This is a genomic window from Leuconostoc sp. JNUCC 76, assembly GCF_053667755.1.
In genome coordinates this window covers 677,266-701,419 of the sequence record NZ_CM132206.1, presented here as the reverse complement: position 1 = coordinate 701,419, position 24,154 = coordinate 677,266, and the positions used below count along the sequence as shown (strand labels likewise).

Annotated in this window: 18 protein-coding genes; all 18 read right to left on the bottom strand. The window is 38.7% G+C overall.

The annotated features are described in order from the left end of the window. Positions 1–3 precede the first annotated feature (3 nt). On the bottom strand, positions 4–792 hold the full coding sequence (locus JNUCC76_RS03605) for an alpha/beta fold hydrolase (RefSeq protein ID WP_454155877.1): 789 nt from the start codon (positions 790–792) through the stop codon (positions 4–6). Positions 793–841: 49 nt separating this feature from the next. Further along, positions 842–2,251, bottom strand: coding sequence for a dihydrolipoyl dehydrogenase (gene lpdA / locus JNUCC76_RS03600; RefSeq protein WP_454155875.1), 1,410 nt, complete (start codon positions 2,249–2,251; stop codon positions 842–844). A 2-nt stretch (positions 2,252–2,253) separates the two neighbouring features. Then, positions 2,254–3,555: a dihydrolipoamide acetyltransferase family protein gene (locus JNUCC76_RS03595; RefSeq protein ID WP_454155873.1), complete on the bottom strand. Its 1,302-nt coding sequence runs from the start codon at positions 3,553–3,555 to the stop codon at positions 2,254–2,256. After that, complete coding sequence (locus JNUCC76_RS03590; protein WP_454155871.1) at positions 3,548–4,528, bottom strand: alpha-ketoacid dehydrogenase subunit beta; 981 nt, start codon at positions 4,526–4,528, stop codon at positions 3,548–3,550. Before JNUCC76_RS03590 ends, JNUCC76_RS03595 begins: the two co-directional genes overlap by 8 nt. 1 nt (position 4,529) lies before the next feature. Beyond that, on the bottom strand, positions 4,530–5,666 hold the full coding sequence (locus JNUCC76_RS03585) for a thiamine pyrophosphate-dependent dehydrogenase E1 component subunit alpha (protein WP_454155869.1): 1,137 nt from the start codon (positions 5,664–5,666) through the stop codon (positions 4,530–4,532). Continuing rightward, entirely contained in the window at positions 5,659–6,669 is a 1,011-nt protein-coding gene (gene lplA, locus JNUCC76_RS03580; RefSeq protein ID WP_454155868.1) for a lipoate--protein ligase, read from the bottom strand. The genes JNUCC76_RS03585 and lplA overlap by 8 nt, the downstream gene beginning before the upstream one ends. 107 nt (positions 6,670–6,776) lie before the next feature. Next, on the bottom strand, positions 6,777–8,249 hold the full coding sequence (murE, locus tag JNUCC76_RS03575; protein WP_454155866.1) for a UDP-N-acetylmuramyl-tripeptide synthetase: 1,473 nt from the start codon (positions 8,247–8,249) through the stop codon (positions 6,777–6,779). A 56-nt stretch (positions 8,250–8,305) separates the two neighbouring features. After that, positions 8,306–9,403: a tRNA dihydrouridine synthase gene (locus JNUCC76_RS03570; RefSeq protein WP_454155864.1), complete on the bottom strand. Its 1,098-nt coding sequence runs from the start codon at positions 9,401–9,403 to the stop codon at positions 8,306–8,308. A 142-nt stretch (positions 9,404–9,545) separates the two neighbouring features. Next, a complete protein-coding gene (locus JNUCC76_RS03565) occupies positions 9,546–10,859 on the bottom strand; it encodes a bifunctional folylpolyglutamate synthase/dihydrofolate synthase (protein ID WP_454156507.1) in 1,314 nt (437 codons plus the stop codon). A gap of 36 nt (positions 10,860–10,895) precedes the next feature. After that, the gene (locus JNUCC76_RS03560; RefSeq protein WP_454155863.1) at positions 10,896–12,185 is read right to left on the bottom strand and encodes an alkaline phosphatase family protein; all 1,290 of its coding nucleotides are present in this window, start codon (positions 12,183–12,185) and stop codon (positions 10,896–10,898) included. Between the two features lie 415 nt (positions 12,186–12,600). Further along, a complete protein-coding gene (locus JNUCC76_RS03555) occupies positions 12,601–13,551 on the bottom strand; it encodes a 3'-5' exoribonuclease YhaM family protein (RefSeq protein WP_454155861.1) in 951 nt (316 codons plus the stop codon). A 27-nt stretch (positions 13,552–13,578) separates the two neighbouring features. Next, positions 13,579–15,942, bottom strand: a complete 2,364-nt coding sequence (locus tag JNUCC76_RS03550; protein WP_454155859.1) for an ATP-binding protein — start codon at positions 15,940–15,942, stop codon at positions 13,579–13,581. Further along, positions 15,932–17,104, bottom strand: a complete 1,173-nt coding sequence (locus tag JNUCC76_RS03545) for a metallophosphoesterase family protein (RefSeq protein WP_454155857.1) — start codon at positions 17,102–17,104, stop codon at positions 15,932–15,934. Before JNUCC76_RS03545 ends, JNUCC76_RS03550 begins: the two co-directional genes overlap by 11 nt. Positions 17,105–17,207: 103 nt before the next feature. Then, complete coding sequence (purH, locus tag JNUCC76_RS03540; protein WP_454155855.1) at positions 17,208–18,734, bottom strand: bifunctional phosphoribosylaminoimidazolecarboxamide formyltransferase/IMP cyclohydrolase; 1,527 nt, start codon at positions 18,732–18,734, stop codon at positions 17,208–17,210. Continuing rightward, entirely contained in the window at positions 18,731–19,321 is a 591-nt protein-coding gene (purN, locus tag JNUCC76_RS03535) for a phosphoribosylglycinamide formyltransferase (RefSeq protein ID WP_454155854.1), read from the bottom strand. The genes purH and purN overlap by 4 nt, the downstream gene beginning before the upstream one ends. Next, the gene (gene purM / locus JNUCC76_RS03530; RefSeq protein WP_454155852.1) at positions 19,315–20,352 is read right to left on the bottom strand and encodes a phosphoribosylformylglycinamidine cyclo-ligase; all 1,038 of its coding nucleotides are present in this window, start codon (positions 20,350–20,352) and stop codon (positions 19,315–19,317) included. The genes purN and purM overlap by 7 nt, the downstream gene beginning before the upstream one ends. Continuing rightward, positions 20,349–21,959 carry an amidophosphoribosyltransferase gene (purF, locus tag JNUCC76_RS03525; RefSeq protein WP_454155850.1) on the bottom strand — a complete coding sequence of 537 codons (1,611 nt, stop codon included), beginning with the start codon at positions 21,957–21,959 and terminating at the stop codon, positions 20,349–20,351. The genes purM and purF overlap by 4 nt, the downstream gene beginning before the upstream one ends. Then, complete coding sequence (purL, locus tag JNUCC76_RS03520; RefSeq protein WP_454155848.1) at positions 21,938–24,154, bottom strand: phosphoribosylformylglycinamidine synthase subunit PurL; 2,217 nt, start codon at positions 24,152–24,154, stop codon at positions 21,938–21,940. The genes purF and purL overlap by 22 nt, the downstream gene beginning before the upstream one ends.

Below are 24,154 nucleotides of genomic sequence, written 5' to 3'. Positions count from 1 at the left end.
CCACTAATCATCGATGCGTTTTAAAAAGTTGATGGTTACTTGAGTGAAATTTTCTGGTTCTTCGATATGTGGAATATGTCCCGATTCTTCAAATATGTGTTCTTCACCAAATGTAGACATACCCTTCAAATCATAAACGTGGTCAGCTGGCCATAAAGGAGAATGCTTACCCGCCAAGAATAAATGTGGTACACGTTCACGTTTAACAATGTCACGCCAATCTTCGATAAAACTATTTACTAATAATGGTTCATTATATTTAAAGTTAAAGGGATGATAAGCCGCTGCAAGTTCACGTTTGATGTCACTTGAAATTTTAGCATGCGTTAATTTAGTATGTGGCAACTTTTCTGCTGCCGTCCATATCATTGTTATATCTGCATTAAAAATCCCCAGAGGCCAAGTATCATCCCTTAAAATCTTGGGCATTTGATCTTCCGTAATAATAGCTTTGACATCTGCTTCGCCATACAGTGACAAATAGGACCAAATTGTACTTGCACCCATTGAATGTCCTACAAGAACTACTTGATTGAGATGAAGCACTGCGATCAACTCGGCTAAATCTTGCCCATGTCTTGACATACGCATGCCATAATCAACCGTTTGACTTTCACCATGATTGCGACGATCATAAGTAATCACCTGAAACCCAGCCCGTTTAAGCGGTTCTATTTGTGCCGCCCACGTAGCCTGGTTGCCCGAATAACCTGCAACTAAAATAATTGGTTGCCCATCGCCGTATATATTGTAATTCAGTTTTACGTCATCATTTGTTATAAATGTTGGCATTGTTTACCCCCAACATCTTCTATTCTTAAACTCATCACACACTTTGTACTTAAATATGGATTGGTAGCCCATCGGCTAACTCAGCTGCATCCATAATTGCTTCACCGAGTGTCGGATGTGGATGTATTGTCAATGAAATATCCTTCGTTGTCAAACCATTTTCAATCGCTAAGGACAACTCGGAAATCAAGTCCGATGCAGAGGGACCAACAACCTGTGCACCAATTAACGCATTACTACTTTTATCACTAATCAGCCGCACAAAACCAACAGCTTGATCCATAGAAATAGCACGACCATTACCGGCAAACGGGAACTTTGAAATTTTTGCATCCAAATGATTTATTTTAACTGACTCAGGCGTTTCACCAGTTGTTGCTAATTCATACTGCGTATAGGCTACAGAAGGTAGTGAATAATGTAAATCACGCGCCTGCGCATCTTCTGCGATGGCTGCAGCAGCTATTTTTCCTTCAAAACTAGCTTTATGAGCCAACTGCGGACCTGCGACAACATCTCCAATGGCATATATATGCGGAACGCTCGTTTTCATTGTATCGCTTGTTGTAACCAAGCCTTTGCTGTCTACTTTGATATCGGTATTGTTCAATCCCAAACCGTCTGTATTGGCGCGACGTCCCACAGCTACTAAGAGATAATCGCCCGTAATACTTTGCTCCTTACCGTCTGCCTCGTAGCTCAACGTCACTTCCTTAGCAGTCTGTGTTGCTTCCTTAGCCATTGCGGACGTCACAACCGTAACACCATGAGCTTTAAAATCATCTAATACTGGTTTCGTCATTTCCGCATCAAAACCGTTCAGTGTGTGGTCCAAACCCTCAATAATGGTTACTTGCGCTCCTAAATTAGCATAGGCACCGCCAATCTCAGATCCAATAACGCCACCACCTACAATAATTAATCTCTTTGGTATTTCAGTAAAAGCTAAAGCACCAGTAGAATCAACGATGCGTCCACCAAACGGAATAGTTGGAATTTCAACCGGCTTCGAACCTGTAGCAATTATTGCATTGTTAAACTGCAATAGTTCATGACCATCCTCTTGTAAAACATTCAAGGTCTCGTTGTCATTGAACACTGCCTCTCCTTTAACAATTTCAACATGATGCTTTTTTAATAGCATCTCTACACCAGAAGTTAGCGTGTGTACTACCTTATTTTGTTTCCAATCCTGTGTCTGTTGCCAATCTAGTGTGACACTAGAAGTGGTTAATCCAAACGGAGTCTCCTCGGTTGCTTCACGGTACCTATGACCTACATTAATTAATGCCTTTGATGGAATACAACCAATATTTAAACAAACACCACCAATATTATCACGCTCGATAATAACAACCTTTTGTCCAAGTTCAGCAGCTCGAATAGCAGCAACATAGCCACCAGGACCAGATCCAATGACTACTGTATCAATTTCACGTGCTTGTGCACCAACAACCATAATTACACCTCCATCAACATATAGGCTGGATCAGATAATAACTGCTTCAAATAATTAAGAGCCGATTGTCCTAACATGCCATCAATCAAACGATGATCATAGGTCAATGATAATTTCATATTTTGACCCACGGCTAGCTCTCCATCGTCATTGACAATCGGTTCCTTTAAGATTGAGCCTAATCCTAATATTGCTACTTCTTTACCGTTAATAATTGGTGTAAACCAAGTACCTCGGGCTGAACCAAGGTTAGAAATTGTGATTGTTCCGCCCTGCATTTGGGCAGGTGTAATTGATCCATCACGAACTGCTTCAGCAAGATCAGTTATTTCTTGCGCAATTGTGAAAATAGACTTTCGATCTGCGTTCTTAATGACTGGCACAAACAACCCAGTAGGCGCATCCACAGCGATGCCCATGTTAACATCATCGTGGTAAACAATTTCTTGTGCTTTCATGTCAACACTAGCATTTAATTCTGGGAATTTCTTAGCTACAGCTGCCAACGCTTTAACAGCATAGGCTAGGTATGTTAAACGTATGCCTTTGTCATCACGAGCCATTTCCTTAAACGCCTTACGGTGGGCAACCAATTTTCTAACATCAACAGAATCAAAATTCGTCACTGTTGGAATAGATGCTTGCATATCCATCGCTCTAGCTATCGCCTTACGTACCGGTGCCATTGGTTGACGCCCTTCACGTAATGGTAATGCTGGTGCTGGTTCATTTTCCTCATGAACAGCTGCAGACGCCTCTGTTTGAGATGTGGTTGATGTTTGCGTTTGAGTGGATGCTGAATTGTCTGATCCTTGGAAGTTTTCAACGTCTGCTAGTGTAACATGGCCATGGCGACCAGTAGCTGGTACTTGTGTTAAATCTATATTTTTCTCATAAGCCAAATGACGTACTGATGGCATCGCCAGCACATGACCGTTTGCTACTTGAACAGTGCTAGTTTCCTTAGGAGCTGTGTTTTTTGGGCTGCTTTCCTCTGTCTTCACTGCGTTCGAAGAAATACTTGGTTGTGCTACATGACCGTTATCAGAGTCATTATCACTGCTGCCGTCTCCATCAAACTCAATTAATGGATCGCCAACCTCAACTGTTGTTCCGGCGTCAACAAAAAGTTTTGTAACTTTACCACCGTAAGGAGACAAAATTTCTTGAATCAGTTTGTCATTTTGTACTTCTGCGACTGGGTCATCAGCGGCTATCGTATCACCAACTTTAACCAGCCAAGAAGTAATATCTCCCTCCGCCATACCTTCGCCAATATCTGGCATCTTAAAAATCTCAGTCATAATTTACAACCTCCACTACTTTGGCCACAACATCGTCAGACTTAATCATCCAATCATTTTCTGCTTGTCCAAATGGATAAACAGAGTCTGGTGCAGCTACTCGACCGATAGGTGCTTTTAAACTCAAAATAAATCGTTCAGAAATTTCACTCATAATAGCAGCGCCAATACCTGCCATTCGTTGGGCTTCTTGCACAACAACCACACGACCTGTTTTAGCAACTGTTTCTCCAATTGATTGAATATCTAACGGCGAAACTGTACGAAGATCTAGCACCTCAGCTGAAATACCTTTCTTAGGTAATTCCTCAGCGGCCTTCAAGGCAACAGGAACGCCACCGCCATAAGAAATGATTGATACATCTTCTCCTTCGCGTGCGATCGCAGCTTTATCTAATGGTGTTGTGTAGTATCCTTCCGGCACATCACCCTTCAATGATCTATACAAATGTAAATTTTCTAGAAATACAACTGGATCATTGGACGCAATAGAACTTAGTAGCAGTCCCTTTGCGTCAGCAGGATTTGCCGGCATCACCACTCGGATACCAGGAATTTGTGCTACCATACCCTCTAAATTATCGGCGTGCATTTCTGGTGTTTTAGTTCCGCCACCATAAGGAGAACGGACAACAATTGGCATGTTACGCGTACCATTAAACCGAAAACGATTTCGTGCCATTTGGCCTGCTATCGAATCCATTACTTCAAATACAAAGCCAAAGAATTGAATTTCCATAATTGGTCGATAATTCTGAGTGGTCAAACCAATTGCCATTCCACCTATACCTGATTCTGCTAAAGGTGTATTAAAAACACGATCTTCACCGTATTTAGCTTGAAGACCGTCAGTGGCACGGAAAACGCCACCATTTTTTCCAACATCTTCACCAAAGATAATCACATCATCATCTTTTTCCAATGCCAAGTCCATCGCTTCGCGGATGGCATCGATGTAACTTTTCACAGCCATGTTACTTTCCCTCGCTTTCAAACTTAGCTATTTGCTCTTTCATTGCCTGACTTGGGACTTCGAGTGTATTTTTAATAAAGTTAGAAATTTTTTGTTTCTCAACACTATCTGCAATCTTAATTTGATCATCAATCAGTTGATTGACTTCATTTACATAATCGTCTTCTTGTTCTTCACTCCAAATACCCTGATCCTGCAATAACTTGCGCATGCGAATAAGCGGTTCTTTTTGCCACCATTCTCCAATATCATCTTTCGTTCGGTAACGTAGCGGATCGTCTCCAGCTGTCGAATGAGCCTCCAAACGATTAGTAATCGTTTCAATCAGTACAGGGCCATTGCCATTTGCCGCCCATGCACGAGCTTCTTTAGAAGCTAAATAAACAGCAATCGGATCATTTCCGTCCACCACCAGGCTTGGTAATCCAGCCGCCCAACCTTTTGCAGCTAAATGCGGTGCTGCTGTTTGCAAAGCGCGTGGTGTAGAAATAGCGTAACCATTGTTCTGAACAAAAAACACTGCATTAGCTCTATACGCTCCGGCAAAATTTATGCCCTCATAAAAATCGCCTTGTGATGAACCACCATCACCTGTATAAGCATACACAACTGCATTTTTTTCACGTTTCTTCAAACCTAACGCAATACCAGCCGCCTCCACATACTGCGCACCAATGATAATTTGTGGCATCCACGAATTTACTGGTTTGTCGTCTTCAGTAGTATATACATTTCCTAAAACATGCCCACGTGACCACAAAATTGCCTTCCAAATTGGCCATCCCTTCACAACAATTTGTGGGATGTCACGGTAACCCGGCATTAGCCAGTCATCATCATTAAAAGCATAAGAAGAGGCCATCTGTGAGGCTTCTTGACCAGCTGTTGGTGCAAAAAATCCAAACCGCCCTTGCTTAGCTAATTTTGTTGAACGAATATCTAACTGCCGACTTAAAATCATGCGTTTTATAATATTGATTAAGTCTTCATTAGATAACTCAGCACGCTCAAAAGCTTCATCATCAACAATTTTTCCAGTATTGTCTAATACACTTAATGTTGGGAAACTATTTGCTTGTGTAGTAAGCTGATGATTAAAGTCAAGTACTTGCTTATTTGTTGCTGTTATGTCAGCCATTTATTTTTACCTCATCTTTCTGAAAGAATGTTTCTAAAAGTTCATCATTTGTGATGCTACCAAAGTATTGACCATCTTTATTTCTGTCAAGTACTTCGGCAATTGCATCGCGAGTAAATGGAATACCGATTAATTCTGATTTCATTTCACGCCAATCTCTTACCCCTAAAAAGTCTCCTGTAAAGTTTACATCTGTAATATCACCATTTTTAACATCGATTTGTACATCAATTGCACCACCACCATATTTAGCATGATTGTTATACATAAACTGTGGGCTTTTTCCGTAATTCCATGCCCACTGTGAAAACTTTTCATCGCGCAGTTTTTTGATAGAAGCCTTTTGTTCTTCACTCAACACATATTCAGTATCTTTGCCCTCATCTGTTAAATGGTATTTCAACTGATCAATAAATGTACTAATTGTTAACCCCTCAGGTGCATAGTCTTTGATATTGCCAACACGAGCACGAACTGATTTAGCCGCCTTAGATATAAACTTTTCATCAGCTACATTAAGAGAACGTATCATAGCATCCACATCAGTGTCCCAGAGCAGTGTGCCATGATGCATTAGATAGCCGCCGGCATATCTCTGGGCATTCCCAGAAACCTTTTTCCCCGCAATCTCTAAATCATTTCGTCCAGAGATATCAACATGTATACCAAGTGACTCCAAAGCATCCGCCATTGGTTTAACAAACTGATGAAAATCCACACTAGCACTAGTAGCAACTGGAACAAAAAATGTAAAACAAATGTTTCCTAAATCATGATAAACTGCGCCTCCTCCTGAAACACGACGGACAACTTGAACATTTTGTGACTCTATATACTCCTGATTTACCTCCGAAAAGGTATTTTGATTTTCACCAATAATCACTGCTTTTTTGTTCTGCCATAATGCAAAAACCGGCTTTTTTGGTTTTAAATTTTTTAATAACCAAGCATCCATGGCGATGTTGGTATAGGCATCTTGATTAAAATATTTAATAAATTGCATATTATCAGCTCCTTTATTGTAACCGCTTACATTATACAATTTAATTGTACCACTAGTTTTCCAAAAAATATGATCAATTTTAAAGTTTACAAAGCAAAAAAGAACCCTTACGGGTTCTTTATCTGATCTCTAAATTGTTTTACAACGGCGTAATCACCAATGTAAGGCACATCAACACCATCTATTTTTTGGTAGGGATCTTCACCCTTACCAGCAACAATAACAATATCATTTTCTTTTGCAGCAGAAATCGCTTCATGGATGGCTGCAATACGGTTCATTTCATAATGCACCTCTAATTTATCATTATTGATATGCGCAGCAATCTCCTGTGCAATATCCAAAGGATTTTCAAATTGTGGATCATCAGCGGTTAAATAAACTACATCAGCCAAATCACTCACTACGTGACCAAAATCAGCACGTCTCGAAACACCTTTATTACCTGGGGAACCAACTACAACAAGCACTCTACCATTTGGATATTGGGCCTGTGCAAAGCTAAGTAAAGCTTGCATGGAGACAAAATTATGAGCATAATCAACAAAAGCAACTCCATGTCCGTTAATTGGCAAACTAAGCATCCGGCCGGGAATAAACACTTCATCTAACCCTTTTACCATGGCTTGATGCTTAACACCAGCAAAAGAAACCAGCATCATTGCTGCCATTGCGTTTGACTCATTGAAGTCTCCTGGAACATTTAAACGATACGAACCCAGCATCTCATTGAATTCACTTTTAATAACAGTGAATCTACTTTCATGAATGGCACTTTCTTCAGAAATAAACATTTGACGGCTGTATGTGTAGACCTTATGATGTGTTTTTTTAGCATAGGTGTAAATAGTATCAAAATGATCTGTTTCAGCGTTGACAATCACCTCATCTGAATGATCTAGTAACATCAATTTGTGTGCCAAATAATCTTCAAATGTTGGGTGCTCATTAGGCCCAATATGATCTGGGGATATATTCAAGAAGGCGCCCACATCATAGCGTAGTCCATAAACACGATTTTTAAGATAGGCTTGTGAACTTACTTCCATCACAAGGTGAGTCATACCATTATCAACAACTTGTCGCATATCTTTAAACAATTCATATGACTCAGGTGTTGTCAAATCAGACTTTTTCTTGTCAGATGCTTGCGGGCCAGTAATGCGATCAACTGTAGAAAATAAGGCCGTATGATTATTAGTTGCCTCTTTCAGCATTGTATAGGCAAAATAAGCAGCAGTTGTTTTACCTTTGGTACCTGTAAAAGCACCAATCCATAGCTGCTCTTGCGGGTAATCAAAAAAAGCCATTGATAACAAGGATAAGGCCTTTTGAACATTCGTTACTTGCCACTGTGGTAAATCAACATCAATTTTTGTTTCTGTAATTAATCCTGTAATACCATGTACATTATCCAAGTAGGCTCTTTTGAAGGCGCCCTTAATAACAAATAACGTATTTTTTTGTACTTCTCGGGTATCATAGTGTAAGAAATCAAACGTCATATCAACGTCTGGTGCATCTAATAATAGATTATGGTCCACTAATAAATTTTGAATTGTTTCAGTTGTTAATCTCATAATTTCATTATACTAAAAAAGCTGTGCAATAGTCACACAAACTTTCAAATGCTTTCTTATTTTTGCTTATTCGCTGACAAGGCCATATCAGCACTAGCAGCAGCATTGTCACGATAGATATGCTTATCATCAGCAACTGCAGCATAGACCTTTGCCAATTCACGGGTTAAAATTTCTCGAACCTCAGTCGTTGTATGTGTATCCATCAACATTTGACGTAATGCTGAAGCATGGGCGAATCCACGCAAATAAATTTTAAAGTATCTTTTCAAAGCCTCAAAATGTTTCGTAGCTACCGTTTCACTAATTTCATCAAATAAGTCTAATTGTAGATTTAACAACGCAATTGATTCTTCTAATGTATGTCGGCGTGGTTGCTTTTCAAAAGCATACGGATTTTCAAAAATTCCTCGACCAATCATAATCCCATCAATACCTGGGTGCTCTTGGACTAGTGCTATTCCCTGTGCTCTAGTTTTAATATCACCATTAATTTGAATTAATGTGTTGGGTGCTATTTCGTCACGCATTGCCAGTATTTCATCAATATGTTCATAATGAGCTGGTGCTTTAGACATCTCTTTACGGGATCGTAGATGGACAGTCAGAACTGCTACCTGATGTCGCAAAATAATTGGTAACCACTCTCTAAATTCTTCTGGTTTATAAAACCCAAGCCGTGTTTTTACTGAAACCGGCAAACTACCGCTTTGAGCGGCAACAATAATTTCTTCAGCTAAATCAGGATGCCTGATCAAATCAGATCCAGAACTATTTTTAATCACTGTGCCATCTGGGCAACCCATATTAATATCAACAGCCTGATAACCCATGTCAGCTAAAACTTCTATTGACCCAGCTATCTCTTTTGGTCTTGATCCCCATATCTGTGCCACGGGCTGTTGTTCACCTTCAGCGACTGCCAAGCGACCCTGAACAGAAAACTTAGCTTTAGGATGAACCATCGAGCTAGCATTGGTAAACTCAGTATAATAAACATCTGGGGCCGCTGCTTGGGCGACAACACGTCTAAAAACAGTATCAGTTACGGCCTCCATTGGTGCCATACTAAAAAAAGGTTGCTTGCTCTCGTGATTATTTTGTACTTTTTCAACGACTTCGTCCCAGAAAAAATTTTGTTTTAATTCTGACATTATTTTGCCTCATAAAGTTTCATACTCATAAAAATATCTCTCCCATTTTAACATGAGAGAGACATTTTCACAAAAGATTGACAACCTAAAAAAGTGAATAAATGATCAATTGCTACTAAGCAACATCATTTTTGAACTGGCTCTAAATACGCCCCTCCCTATGAATTGCACTTAAAGTGTAGAATGATCCAGTAACCACAATCAATGCCTGAGAAGACTCACGAACACGCATTGCAAGTGAGATGGCTGCCGAAGCATCATTAGCAATCTCAACCTCAATACTTGGATAGTTCGATAAAATATCAGTTGCCAATTCGTCTGCAGATAACGCTCGTGTTTTGTTATTCGGTGTGACGGTAATGACACGCTGAACAAATGGTATAATTTCATCCAACATCTCATGATAATCTTTGTCCTTGAGAACGCCTAGAATCAAAGTCGGCTTAATTTTTAAGTGCCAAGAGTTCAATGCAGAGACTAATCCCTGAATGCCATCAACATTATGAGCAGCATCAAACAAAATGTTTTTATCAGCATGATAATTCATCCGCCCCAACATTTTTACATTAGCAATGCCATTACGAGTCTTTTCGGCATCAAATCGATATCCCTTTTCGATTAATGCCGCTTTCGTTTTCAATACGATACTGAAATTGTGAACCTGAAAAGCACCAGCCATACTTAAGAAATAACCGCTCTTGCCATTAATAATCAAATCAAGACCAGATGGTGAGGTATTGGATATAATGATTTCATCTCTCTTATGTTCAAACCAACGTGCGCCAACCTTTTCTGTTTGCGCTTTTAATACCTTTTTTGCTTCAATATCTTGTCCTGGATAGTCAATTACCCATGTACCCGGTTTAATAATAGCAGCTTTGTTCTCAGCAATTTCAGCGATATTATGTCCAAGAAAGTTTTGATGGTCGATGCTAATTTTAGTAAAAATAGTTAACATTGGTGGCTCAATCGCATTAGTGGCATCCAAAAGTCCACCTAACCCAGTTTCAAAAATAACCAAATCCACTTTTTTGTCAACAAATGCGAGCAATGAAATAATCGTAAAATACTCAAAATAAGATAAATAGTAAAGGGGCACATTATGATGTTTAAAAAGAGTGACTAACTGATCATAATATTTTAAAAAATCACTTTTGGATATCATTTCCCCATTAATACGAATTTGTTCACGATCATCCATGATATAAGGACTTGAAAAATGACCATAGGTGTATCCATTGGCCTTTAAAATTGATCCCAACATTGTGCCTGTTGACCCTTTGCCATTAGTCCCAGCAATATGGATAATTTTTAATGATTGGTCAGGATGCCCCAACCACATCAACACATCTTTTAGTACAGCTACCCTACCTTCATCAAGAATACGCCATGTATTATCCAGACTTTTTAGCACTGTCTTGTAGCGCGTTGCAACCTTCAACTCGCTTTTATCCATTTTTTTATCCACAATCAATCTCCAAAAAAGATATTTTCATTTAAACGCTTTAGTGAGCGGTATACCATCTAAGACGTTTTCAAACTCCACATCAAGTAATTGTGCCATAGTGGGCGCTTCATCTACTAAGCTCGCTTCTTCAATTGTGCCATGCGCAACATCTGGCCCAGCCATCACAAGGGTAGTCTGATAGCCTACTTTATCCGGCCGAAATCCATGTACTGCTTTATAGCGGTCACTTTGACCTAATTCCTTCTCATCTGTTGGTTCCACAACTACAGGTCGGTCAACTTCATCTGTAAAGAAAAAACCGTTTTGCGCTTCAACAATAAAAGTGGCTTCTGGATCAATGTGCCACTTAATAATATCTGCAGAAGTATATATCATTTCAATACCTGGTACTTGCTGTACAACATCACGTACCTCATCTACTAATGAAAGATCTTTTATATAAATATACGTAGACCCATCAGTTGTTTTGGCTAATACTCGCCAATCATTTGCAATCAACCCTTTGTCAGTTACAGTGAGCCAATTATTAATGGCAAACAACTTGTTCAAATGTATCATATTTTCAACGTCAATTTGAAAATGATCCCCTAAAACAACAAAATTGGTTTGGTCAAAAGTACCTGCGTCTTTCGTCGCTTGAATAATATCACCAAGGTTACTATCTAATCTTTTTAAAGCCTCATAAGCTTCCTTAGAACGCACGCCATATTTGTGCCGATGCGAATCCATGTCAACTAAATGAATAGCTGTCATATCTGGCTTTTTGTGTTTAATTGTATCTGCTGCGGCTTTTGTAATAAATTGGTCTAACTGTGGTTGTGCAATTCCTTTTCGAAATTTACCAAATTTTCTATTCATGTCAAACAAAAAATAGGGTGAACTAGCATGAAACGAAACAAAATATTGGTTAGTCCAAATTCGGTTAGGAAAAATTTCAGCAATATTCCATGTAATTGGCGCTTTGGCTGAAACCGGCCATAAAAAGGCTGCTGTTTTCAATCCCTTGTTGTGTGCTAAATCAAATAAAGTTGGCGTCTTGATGTCTCGCGCATACCAAAACCAGTCTGGTGAATCCCCCAACTCCGGCTGAATTTTTGTATTGTTTACGATGCCGTGCTTGGCGGGATAAACACCAGTCATAATAGTTGTATGTGAAGGATAAGTTAGTGTTGGGTAAATGCCTTCAACCTTTTTTACATGGGTTCCCCGAGCGATTAAAGCAGCAACATTGGGCATCAAGTTAATGTGCTCTGCAATATCTTCAGCACCCATAGCATCAAAAGATACAATTACTAACGGGTTTTTAATAGTCATGAATTTCTTCCTTCTCGTCAAATTACAAATATATTATATTTCATTTATTGTAGCACTGATATGAGAGACGTTCAAAAATATAATATTAGTATTTGAGTACGAAACTTTAACTTAAATTAAGCGCCAAATAGACCAAGCAATAAATGATGGGCATCTTATGCATTTAAAATTCATATAACTATTGCAACTTATAATAATCTAAAATAAGATCACAATAAATAAGGAGAAGTTTATGCCAGGTTTTTTTGTCATCATTTTTTTAGTATTATTGTTACTAATTTATATATCATTCCGTCTGAATGACGTTCACTTACTTGTATTTGTCAGCACTGTTTTGATCATTCAAATTGGATTTTGTGCCTTTGCATTTTTCTTATTCAAACGTTTATGATAGGCTACGCTACTGATTTTTCAGTTAATCATCCTCTTCTGTTTTGTAAAACTTCCGATTGTCTAAGCCAAATACTTTATCGGAAAATGATCCTGAATTTGTTTTTTCTAAAGCCCCCGTCATCATTTGAATCCCTGCATCCAGCTCATCAAGTTGATGGAGAACTTCTGCTTCCATTAATGCCGGACGAACAGGCGATCCAAACTCTAGCAAACCATGATGTGCTAGAACCACATGACGTAAAATAATCATTTCTTCACTCTGCAAATCAAAATGTAACTCGTTTGCTGCTAAAACGATTTGCTCATCAATTAACGTAATATGACCGATTAAGTTTCCGGCCAATGTATATTGTGTAGCGATTGGTCCGGAAAGTTCGATCACTTTCCCTAAGTCATGCAGCAAGGCACCAGAAATCAGCAAATCCTGATTAAGTTGCGGATATTGTAAAACAAGATTCTTTGCTAGTTTAGCAATCGACAAAGAGTGAAATGCCAATCCGCCTCCAAATGCGTGATGATTCATCTTTGCGGCAGGATATTTTAAAAACAAATCATTATATTGCGTAAATAATTTTCTAACTAATCGATTCCAGGTAGGATTAGCAATTGACAAGATAAAATCACTAAGTTCTTCACTCATTTCGGCTTCTTTAATTGGCGCATGAGTCATAAAATCTGAAGGACTATCAGGTTCCCCAGCTTCAGTTAGTCTGACGTGAGTAATTTGTATCTGAGGCTGATCACGATATGATCCTCTAACGCCTTGTAAACTAACGACTTTTCCAGGAATCAAAGTTTTAATTTGTTCATCAGTAGCATCCCAAAGATTACCAGGTAAATCTCCTGAACGATCCGAAAACAGTATATTGATATAAGTTTTCCCTGTTTTCGTTAGACGTACCTCTGCAGCTTTGATTAGTGCAAAATTATCAATGTGCTCTGTATCCTGATACTCTGCTAATAATTTTTTCATCTCACGGCCCCTTACCAGCTTAATTAGTTATAATTCTATCACTTTGTCGAAGTGTTCGTTATGAATAGCAGCTGTCCAATAGATAACTTGCTGATTCCGACCAATATCAGTTAACAATGCTATAACATTTTGTTTACGACTTAAATCAAAATTAACAAAGCCATCATCTACTAGAATAGGCATATTAATAATATCCTTAATAACTTGGCTTAACGCTAAACGAAAGGCCACATACAGTTGTTCTTGTGTCCCGGTGGATAATTCTACTACACTAAACTTTTGTCGATCATTTCTCACGACCTGCAACGTATTTTTATCGAATTGAATGTTTACATATCGACCATCTGTAAGTTTTTGAAAATAGTCCGTTGCTAACTGCTGCATCTTTGGAAAGCGATTTTGAGATGCATCTTGCAAGGCTTGATTTATCCATTTTACGCTCATTTTTTTTGCTAAATACTCGCCAAATTGTTGTATAAGCTCTGTTTTTTGGTTAGCAAGCTCTTGTTGTAACATCATGAACTGATCGTTACTAGTCCTTTGCTCCTGCTGCGCTTTGTAATGTGCAATGTCGCTCTGCAATTCAAATGCGTGTTTTTGTAGTATCGTTAAGTGATTTTGCTGTTTTTCTTTCTGTTCAAGCAGTTGTCTTTCGTTATCATACTTTAACAGTTCTTGGCGCGTACTTTCATCAATTTGGTTCATGATATCTTGATAGCGCTGCTTTAATTGTTCATTTTTTTTATATCGATCTAATGTGTTTTGCAGTTCGTGCAAATCCGTGACATGATATTCTTTAAAAATTGTGTTCTGTTCGTTCAACTTCTCAGACAACTTTTCCTGTAGTTGCTGTATCTCAGTGACAATTTGATTTTGCTGTTGCACATACATGCTTCGTCTACTTTGCTCCGAAAGACTTTCTTGTTGTTGAACATTTATTAATTGCGCAATGGTTAATTCTAACGAATCTGAAAGAATCTGAATATCAAGCTTCAGTGCAATTGGCTGTAACATTTGAATAAGACTGTCATATTGGCCTTCAATCTGTTCACTTAAAATTTGAATATCTTTTTTTTGTTGTTCATATTGATCTATCTCAGGCTGTATTTTCTTAATGTTTTGTATATTAAGCGGGCCGTAAGCCTTTTGAATCATTTGGCTTATTTGATTTTTCTTCTGTTGCTTATAGAACAGACCTGCAGCTACAATTAGTGCCAAAATAATCATCCACAAGGCAGGCCAGTGCATTATAAAAATACTAACAAATAAGATTAAAATTAACGCACCAGTCGACAACAAATATACATTTGAAGAAGATAAATTTTGTAACTCACTGTCTGTTAATCCCTTTGGCACATCCCCCTCAAACTGAGCTTCAATTTTTTCCTTCTGTTTTAGCAAATTAGCACGCTTCTCAGTATTCACTGCCAAATTCCGTTGCGCTACTTGTGCTTTTGTTAAAACCATTTGGTCGGTGTTATCGTCACTCACTTCATGAGGCACTTCAATATTTTTTAACACTTCATTATGTTGCAAAATATTATCATTCAAAGAATCAATTTCAATTTGTAATCGTCGTGCTTGCATGACCTGCTTTTCATTAGCAGATGGCATATTTTCAATTTCTATTTTTTTAGCTGATTCAAACAATTGGTATTGTTGTACTAACTGTTGTGTTTCTTGTAGTTGTTTATTAGCTGTAAGAATTTTCCCTTCTTGTTCATGTTGCTTGCTTTCTAAATCAGTTAGTGTTTGTTCTGCCGACATGAAATCATCTAATTCAGCACTTTTTTGATGTAATTCTTCCGTTGCATTTTCATATTCTTTAATGGCAATATTTAAAGGTCTTTTATTTGCCCGCGGAGCAAATAGTTTATCAGCAGACTTATCAAATTCATCCATGACATCTAACCAACCTGTGCTTCCTACAGCACCAATATTTAATAGCAACCTTTGAAAATCCACTGATTTGATTTGAGAAATTTGGGTTAGGTCTTCTTGGTTAAAATTAAAAATATCGTCAAAAGCTTCTCTTGTGAGTGGCGATAATTTTTGTTTCAGCCACTTTTCAGGATCAATAATTTCTGTTTGATTAATTAAGCGTGTAATTGTCAAAGTTGTTTTGGTACGATTCAAACGCGTTATTTTGACATCGCCCTCATCTGTTTCTAAAATTAGGCTACCACCGTATTGGCTTCCGTCCTTTGGATCGTAAACGTTATGGCCATTTTTTTTCGTTGGAAAACCAAACAGGACACCTACAATAAATGCTCTTAGGGTTGTTTTCCCCGACTCATTTTGTCCGAAAATAACCTGTAAACCATCCGATAAATCAAAAGCTTCTTGCGACCAACGGCCAAATCCGCTAATTTCTAAGCGTTTAATCTTCATTGTTTTGTCGCCTTTCTGCGATTAATTGTTCCATAGCATTTTGAAGTTCTTCCTGACCATCACCACTCATGAAATGCTCACGAATAAACACAGGAACTTGACTCGGCAAGTAATTAGTTATGTTAGACTCTTCAAACACCTTCTCAAGCGCTCCCGTCCAGTATTGTTGATCAATATTGTCAGAAACTAATGATAATTGTCCAGAATTAGCAACACTTAAACGAACTACCCACATGTTAGTTGATAATTGATCACGAATTTTGTCTAATGTCACGCCGCCATTAATTCGTTCAATAATGGTTGCATCAATCTGAGCAGTTATAGTGATTGACCAAAAAGTTATTTTGTCATTTTTGAGACTGATAATTTGATCAATTAAGTCAGCCTCATCTGTCATTGACGAAATCGTCATACTATTCCAATTAATTGGTGCAATATTTTTAAACTCTGGAATCAAACGTTGGTTCTCAGAGTGAACCAGGTAATAGCCTTTGTCCCCGGTTTCTTTACGATTTAAGCCCTGTAAAACACCAGAATAACCAATAAATGGCTGTTCATTTAGTGTTTGACGTATATGAATGTGCCCCAAAGCCCAGTAATCATAGTTTTTTTGCAACATATCACTCAAGGAAAAAGGAGCATAAGGATCACCATCAACGCCGAGTGCGCCATGATACAAGCCTATTTGATAATCAACATTCCCCTTGCTAGGAAACTCATCAATGATTTTTTCAGTTTGGCGTTGAGTTTGGTAACTAAATCCCGTCAGCGCAACTTTTTCTCCTGAATGAAGTATTTTAATTTTTGTTTCTACTTCTTGAGGAAAAACGTGGATATTGTTTGGCCAAGGCAGATGATTTCTTGTATCTGCTTCAAAGTCATGATTCCCAAAACTTAAAAAAACATCAATGTTCACATCTGAAAGTCGTTGGAATTGTTTGCTCACTACTTCTTGAATAAATGGACTATTCTCGGCTGAATTATATAAATCTCCTGGGAATAAGACAAAATCAACCTCAGCAGAAATAGCATCATCAATTAATTGCTCAAATGCCTTAATTGTTGCTGTTTGAACTGTTTTTTTTAGGGCAAATGGCAATTGTTTATCCAATCCTGAGAAGGGATTCCCCAGATGTACATCACCCGCATGAATGAATTTCATATGATCTCCTAAGCGAATATTTGTTCGTATAAATAAGTATACCTAAAAAAATACCGCGATTCAACTAAAAAAACGCTCTTTAAAGCGCTTTTGGGCTATTATTTTAATGCTTAAAATGTCTTGTGCCACTAAATATTAGAACCACTCCTAATTCATCAGCTTTGGCAATTGAATCTTTGTCCTTTATGGATCCGCCAGGCTCAACAATCGCTTTGATACCATGTTCTGCTGCATACTGAACAGAATCATCCATTGGGAAAAATGCATCTGAAGCTAATACTGCTTCATCAAACCCTGGCTTATTTTCTGCTTTTTGAATTGAATAAACAACTGAATCAATACGATTAGGCTGTCCTGCACCAATACCCAACGTTTGTCCGTTACGAGCGACAACAATAGCATTTGACTTCACATGTTTCACTACTTTTTGAGCAAAAATCATTGCCTGTAATTGCTCTTTAGTAGGCTGAGCTTTTGAAACCACTTTAAAATTATCTTCAGACTCACCAACCAAATCACGCTCTTGTACAACCACACCGCCTAATACAGAAGTGACTTCCAATTTTTGTGGAATACTTGTTGTAAATGGTAATGTTAGCAAACGAAGGTTTTTCTTAGCTGCTAAAATTTCATATGCTTCCGGTGTAAAGCTTGGCGCAATAATAATCTCAAGGAAAATAGCATGCATTTTTTCTGCAGTCGCCACGTCAACTTCACGATTAAGCGCTACAATACCACCAAAAATTGAAATATCGTCAGCAGCAAAGGCTTGATCCCAAGCAGCCTCCAAAGTTTCTCCCTGCCCTATTCCAGCTGGGTTCATATGCTTAACTGTAACAACTGTCGTTTCTTCATACTCAGCAATTATTCTAAGTGCTGCATCGGCGTCACGAATATTGTTATATGACAATTGTTTCCCATGTAAAATATCAGCATTCAGAACCGAATAAGCTTCAGGTAAGGCTGTCTTATAGGCAGCAGCTGATTGATGTGGATTTTCCCCGTAACGCATATCATCAAATTTTTCGTAAGGTAATGTTAGATTTTCAGGAAATGATGTTTCTGTCAAATAATTGGCAATCAAAGCATCATAGCTAGCAGTATGTTGGAATACTTTTGCGGCCAACGACTTACGATATTCACGATCAACTTCGCCAGCTTTCAACTTATTGACAACAACGTCATAGTCTTTTGGATCAACAATTGGCAAAACTGATGCAAAATTTTTGGCAGCAGAACGTAACATTGAAGGACCACCAATATCAATGTTTTCAATTGCTTCCGCCTCAGTAACACCTTCTTTTTGGATGGTTGATTTGAAGGGATATAAATTAACAACTACCATATCAATCGGTGTGATATCAAATTCTGCTAACTTTGCCATGTGTTCTGGTAAATCACGACGAGCAAGCAAACCTGCATGGACACGAGGATGTAAAGTTTTCACACGCCCATCCAGCATTTCTGGAAAATCAGTTACCTCATCAATTGAGATAACAGCTAAACCAGCATCCGCCAATACCTTATGTGTACCACCAGTAGATACCAATTCATAACCTAATTCAACTAAATTTTTGGCAAAAGGGACTAAACCGCTTTTATCAGAAACACTAAGTAATGCTCGTGTCATTTTAAAAATACTCCTTCATCTATTAACTTTTCAAGTGTGTTAGGATACAGCACATGTTCAACATGATGAATCCGTGTCTCAAGTAAATCAATTGTATCATTAACCAGAATTGGCACAGCTTCTTGAGCAATTATTTCACCAGTGTCAATGCCATTATCCACAAAATGAACAGTTACACCAGTCTCTGAAACACCTGCTTCAAAAGCGTCTAAAATGCTATGTCGCCCTGGAAAATTAGGTAACATGGCCGGGTGGAGATTAATGATTTTTCCTGAATAAGCACTGATTAACTTTGAGGTTAAGATACGCATATAGCCTGCCAATAAAATACCGTCAACTTGATCTGTTTTAAGTTGATTAATAATGACCTGTTCCGCTTCACTCTTCGTTTCATAATTCGAATATTTAATTGCTGTAGCAGGAATACCGAATAATTTTGCTAAATTCAGGGCACCAGCAGTTGATTTATCAACAATCAAACGTACGATTTCAGCATTCAGATTTCGTTGTAAAATAGCATCATTTAATGCTTGGAAGTTAGTCCCCGTCCCAGATGCAAAAACTGCTAACCTTACTTTTCTCACCATGGTTCATTACCTGTAAAGACAACTCGTTCCTTCTGAGCAGGCGTTACTTTACCGACTACATAAGCTGTCTGACCTTGTTCTGTTAGTAATGTCATCGCATCAGCTAACTGCTGTGGTTTCACAATCAAAATCATTCCAAGTCCGTTATTAAAGGTCAATAACATATCTTTTACAGAAAGGTTCCCCTTGGCTTGTAATTCGGAAAAAATTGGTAAAATAGGCCATGAACCCCAGTTTATTTCTGCAGAAACATTTTCCGGTAAGGCTCTTGGCAAGTTTTCAGTGATTCCTCCACCAGTAATATGCGCCATTGCCTGTATTAATTTGGCTTCCACAAGTGGCCAAACAGGCTTAGCATATAAGGCGGTTGGCGTCAGTAGTGTTTCTTTTGTTTCAAACGATAATTTGTTAAAGTCCTTATCAGAATGAATATCAAAGACCTGACGTACTAGTGAATAACCGTTAGAATGAATGCCAGAAGATGGCAAGCCAATCAAAACATCCCCTTCAGAAATATTTTGCGCAGACAATAACTGTTGACGTTCTGCAATACCAACAGCAAAAGCAGCTAAGTCATAATGCTTTTCCGCATATAATCCCGGTAATTCAGCGCTTTCACCGCCAATCAAAGCCATATTTGATTCTTTAGCAGCTTTGGCAATGCCTGTGACAATTTCAGCAACCACTTCTGGTCTCATTTTATCCACAGCTAGATAATCTAATATAAAAGCAGGCTTTGCGCCTTGAGCCAAAATATCATTGGCCACCATCGCTACTAAATCTTGCCCAATTGTATCGTGTTTATCCGCAGCAATAGCTAGCAATAGCTTTGTTCCTACACCATCAGCGCCTGAAACTAAAACTGGATCCGTGTAGTCCTTTCCTAAAGCAAATGCTGCCCCAAAGCCACCAATACCATCCAAAACTTGGTCATTATACGTAGCCGCCACTGCATCTTTCATTAGGTCAACAGCACGTTCTCCAGCTTTGATATCAACACCAGCCCTTTGATAGGCGTTTTGCTCACTCATATCTCTACCCCCTGAATTGTTTGTGAATCTAAGTGAATAGTGCCATCTGATAAAAGCTCTTGATGTCGCAACGATGCCACTTGACGGGGATGGTAGGTAGTAGTTGGCTCTGGAACAAAATCAACTTCTCCAGCCTGCACAAATTTATCTAGACTGGCTTTATAATCATAAATGGGGCTTGGATAATGCCCATCAAAGTAAGCGGTCGTTAGCCCAGTTCCTTCTCCATCATATGGTAAGTCAATTGCCTTAACCAGCGCATCAACTGACAAAAATCCAAGTGAATCAGCTTCAATCATTTTTGTCATTTCTGGTAGAGAATGATTTGCACCCATCAATTCTTCTGTTGTTTGCATATCAATACCATAAAATGATGGGAATTTAAATATAGGACTTGCAATTCTTACATGCACTGATTTAGCACCAGCCTCTTTTAGCATACGTACAATAAACATTGACGTCGTACCACGAACAATTGAATCATCAATCAAGACAACATTTTTTCCAACAACAACATCACGAACAGCGCTTAATTTCATACGGACAGCACGCTCTCTTTTATCCTGTGTTGGCTCTATAAATGTTCGCGCAATATATTGATTCTTAACCAACCCCATTTCATTAGGCAAACCACTTGCTTCAGCAAAACCAGCGGCTGCACTCAAACTAGAGTTTGGGATACCAACAACAATATCTGCTTCTGGAACAGGTTTTTCCGCTGCTAAGGCTGCCCCCATTCGCTTACGGGCCTTATGCACATTCACACCATAAATCATTGAATCAGGTCGAGCAAAATAAATATATTCCATTGAATCAATATTTAAAGTTGTTTTATCAGTATAAGTATCGATGGTTAACCCACTATCGTCAATCATAATTAATTCACCAGGTTGTACATCGCGTACAAATTTCGCACCAACGACCTCTATAGCTGCTGTTTCTGATGTCACAATATAATGACCGTCAGGCATTTGACCAATCACAAAGGGACGAAATGCATGCGGATCCAAAGCAGCAAACATCCCATGTGGCGTCAATAACAAAAATGCAAAACCACCATGGACAATGTTTAACGCCTCTTTTAACTTATCTGCAAATTTGTCTGCTTTAGATCTACGAATTAGATGTAGCAAAATCTCTGAATCAGAAGATGATTGAAAAATAGCTCCTTCTTCTTCCAAATTTTCACGTAATGTTAGTGCATTTGTCAAATTACCGTTGTGAGCTAATGAGATTTGCATGTCATGAAAATTTACCATCAAGGGTTGAATGTTTTCTAACCCATTAGATCCAGCTGTGGCATAACGTACATGACCAATAGCACTTTCACCAGCTAATGCCTCTATACGTGATGTATCACGAAACACATCACTCAGTAAACCCAACCCACGCTCTTGCCACAAGTGACCATTATTATTGGCAACAATTCCGGCTCCTTCTTGGCCACGGTGTTGTAAGGCATGCAGGCCATAATATGTTAGTTGCGCGGCATCCGGTCGACCCCAAACACCAAAAATGCCACATTCTTCATTCAAACTACGCACATTAAGACGTGATGTTTCATTTTTTTCTTCGTTCATCATCGCTACTCCGCGTTTAGTTTCCATGCGATACTCTCCTGATAAATCCTTTTCGTTTCTTTGAGTGACAATTGAATATCGCTTGCTGAAGTTGTGATATTAATTGCATCTCCCGCTGTGACCACACCTAATTTTGTTACCTGATCACTTGCCATCGATTCAAACTCGGCAACATTCTCAGGTGCTACACTAACAATGAAACGGCTTGGTGTTTCTGAAAATAGATATTTATCCGCAAGCGCAAAAGTAATATCGAAGCTAAGATTTCCAGCAAATGCACTTTCAAGAAGTCCAACAATTAATCCACCTTCTGATAAATCATGTACACTCTTAAGTAAGCGTTTATCTGTTGCGTGTAGAATGAACTGTTGTGTCGCAATTTCTCGCTCATCATTGAAGTTGAATAATTGACCATCAATATTTCCAGTTTGCATTTTTTGAATTTCTGAACCGTTAAAACTATCTTCAGTTTGACCTACAAGATAAACGCTATCACCTGCCGATTGAAATGCGATTCGTGTTGCTTTTGTGATATCCTCAAGCAATCCAACCATACCAATCATTGGTGTTGGATAAATTGCTTGACCATCAGTTTCGTTGTAAAGGGAAACGTTTCCGGAAATTATTGGTGTGTTAAGTTTCTTGGCAACATCATTAATCCCTGAAACAGCTTGATCTAATTCATAATACACCTCTGGATTATCAGGCGATCCAAAGTTCAATCCATCCGTAATGCCAATTGGATTAGCTCCAGTGGCTACAATATTTCTGGCAGCTTCAGCAACTGCCATTTTTGCACCCACTCGTGGATTGAGATACAAATAGCGCGCATTAACATCAGTCGTCATTGCCAATGCTTTTTGAGTACCACGGATACGAATTAGTGCTGCATCGCCACCAGGCTTAATGGCGGTATCGGCACGCACCTGTGAATCGAAGTGACGGAACAACGATGCTTTGGAAGCAATTGTCGGCTGCGCGAGTAATGTTAATATCGTTTCTTTGACATTAACCATGTTTGGCTCAAATTGTTCATCTGTAAAGTTCGCCAATCTCGCTGGTTCACTCATTGGTAAATTTTGTTTTGGTGCATGTGTCAAAAAGTCAACAGGCACATCTGCAACAACTTCATTTTTAAAGTTTAATCGATAACGGCCATCATCGGTAACTTGTCCGATAATTACCGCATCTAAATCGGCTTCTTGGAACAAGTTAATAATATCTTGTTCCTCTCCCTTTTTAACAACCAATACCATACGTTCTTGAGACTCAGATAACATTAGTTCATAAGGTGTCATTCCTGTTTCACGCTGAGGTACCATATCCAAGTTTAAATTAATGCCCATACCAGCTTTGGCAGCCATTTCGGAACTTGAAGAAAGTAGTCCAGCTGCACCCATATCTTGAATACCTACAATAGTATCAGAATGTTCGCGAATTGCTTGGAGGGTTGCGTCCATCACTAATTTTTCTAAAAATGGATCACCAACTTGAACAGCAGAACGATCAGACTTTTCTGAACTTGAGAACTCAGCAGAAGCAAATGAGGCCCCATTAATACCGTCACGACCTGTTTTGGCACCAACATAAATAATTGAATTACCAATACCTTTTGCCTGACCAACTTGCATGGCATTTTGATCCATCAGACCGACAGCCATTACATTTACTAACGGATTTCCTGCGTAAACTGAATCAAAACTAATTTCGCCACCTACTGTAGGAATACCAATCGCGTTACCATAACCAGCAATTCCTGCAATAACACCGTCAACAATATGACTAGTATGTGTATTATCTAATTCCCCAAAACGCAGTGAATCTAACACAGCAATAGGTTGTGCGCCCATTGAAAAAATATCACGTAAAATACCACCAACTCCGGTTGCTGCACCCTCGTATGGTTCAACAAATGAAGGATGGTTGTGGCTTTCAGCCTTAAAAACAACTGCTTGGTTGTCACCAATGTCTAAAATACCAGCACCCTCTCCAGGGCCTTGCAAAACACGTTCATTGGTTGACCAGAATTTACGTAAAATTGGTTTTGATTTTTTATAAGAAACATGCTCTGACCACATGCCAGAAAAGATTCCCGTCTCAGTAAAATTAGGCAGACGCTTTAGTTTCTCAACAATCAAGTCATATTCTTGTTCAGTGAGTCCCCAGTCTAGATAAACCTTAGTATCTCGTACTTCTTCTGGTGATAATTCATTAGTTGTCAT

Excerpts from the sequence above, each read along its gene's own strand:
- lplA (WP_454155868.1), bottom strand. The coding sequence starts at position 6,669 with ATGCAATTTATTAAATATTTTAATCAAGATGCCTATACCAACATCGCC.
- JNUCC76_RS03545 (WP_454155857.1), bottom strand. The coding sequence starts at position 17,104 with ATGAAATTCATTCATGCGGGTGATGTACATCTGGGGAATCCCTTCTCA.
- murE (WP_454155866.1), bottom strand. The coding sequence starts at position 8,249 with ATGAGATTAACAACTGAAACAATTCAAAATTTATTAGTGGACCATAAT.
- purF (WP_454155850.1), bottom strand. The coding sequence starts at position 21,959 with ATGGAAACTAAACGCGGAGTAGCGATGATGAACGAAGAAAAAAATGAA.
- JNUCC76_RS03560 (WP_454155863.1), bottom strand. The coding sequence starts at position 12,185 with ATGACTATTAAAAACCCGTTAGTAATTGTATCTTTTGATGCTATGGGT.
- JNUCC76_RS03590 (WP_454155871.1), bottom strand. The coding sequence starts at position 4,528 with ATGGCTGTGAAAAGTTACATCGATGCCATCCGCGAAGCGATGGACTTG.
- lpdA (WP_454155875.1), bottom strand. The coding sequence starts at position 2,251 with ATGGTTGTTGGTGCACAAGCACGTGAAATTGATACAGTAGTCATTGGA.
- JNUCC76_RS03565 (WP_454156507.1), bottom strand. The coding sequence starts at position 10,859 with ATGGATAAAAGCGAGTTGAAGGTTGCAACGCGCTACAAGACAGTGCTA.
- JNUCC76_RS03555 (WP_454155861.1), bottom strand. The coding sequence starts at position 13,551 with ATGAAAAAATTATTAGCAGAGTATCAGGATACAGAGCACATTGATAAT.
- purM (WP_454155852.1), bottom strand. The coding sequence starts at position 20,352 with ATGAGTGAGCAAAACGCCTATCAAAGGGCTGGTGTTGATATCAAAGCT.
- JNUCC76_RS03595 (WP_454155873.1), bottom strand. The coding sequence starts at position 3,555 with ATGACTGAGATTTTTAAGATGCCAGATATTGGCGAAGGTATGGCGGAG.
- JNUCC76_RS03570 (WP_454155864.1), bottom strand. The coding sequence starts at position 9,403 with ATGTCAGAATTAAAACAAAATTTTTTCTGGGACGAAGTCGTTGAAAAA.
- purL (WP_454155848.1), bottom strand. The coding sequence starts at position 24,154 with ATGACAACTAATGAATTATCACCAGAAGAAGTACGAGATACTAAGGTT.
- purN (WP_454155854.1), bottom strand. The coding sequence starts at position 19,321 with ATGGTGAGAAAAGTAAGGTTAGCAGTTTTTGCATCTGGGACGGGGACT.
- JNUCC76_RS03605 (WP_454155877.1), bottom strand. The coding sequence starts at position 792 with ATGCCAACATTTATAACAAATGATGACGTAAAACTGAATTACAATATA.
- JNUCC76_RS03550 (WP_454155859.1), bottom strand. The coding sequence starts at position 15,942 with ATGAAGATTAAACGCTTAGAAATTAGCGGATTTGGCCGTTGGTCGCAA.
- JNUCC76_RS03585 (WP_454155869.1), bottom strand. The coding sequence starts at position 5,666 with ATGGCTGACATAACAGCAACAAATAAGCAAGTACTTGACTTTAATCAT.
- purH (WP_454155855.1), bottom strand. The coding sequence starts at position 18,734 with ATGACACGAGCATTACTTAGTGTTTCTGATAAAAGCGGTTTAGTCCCT.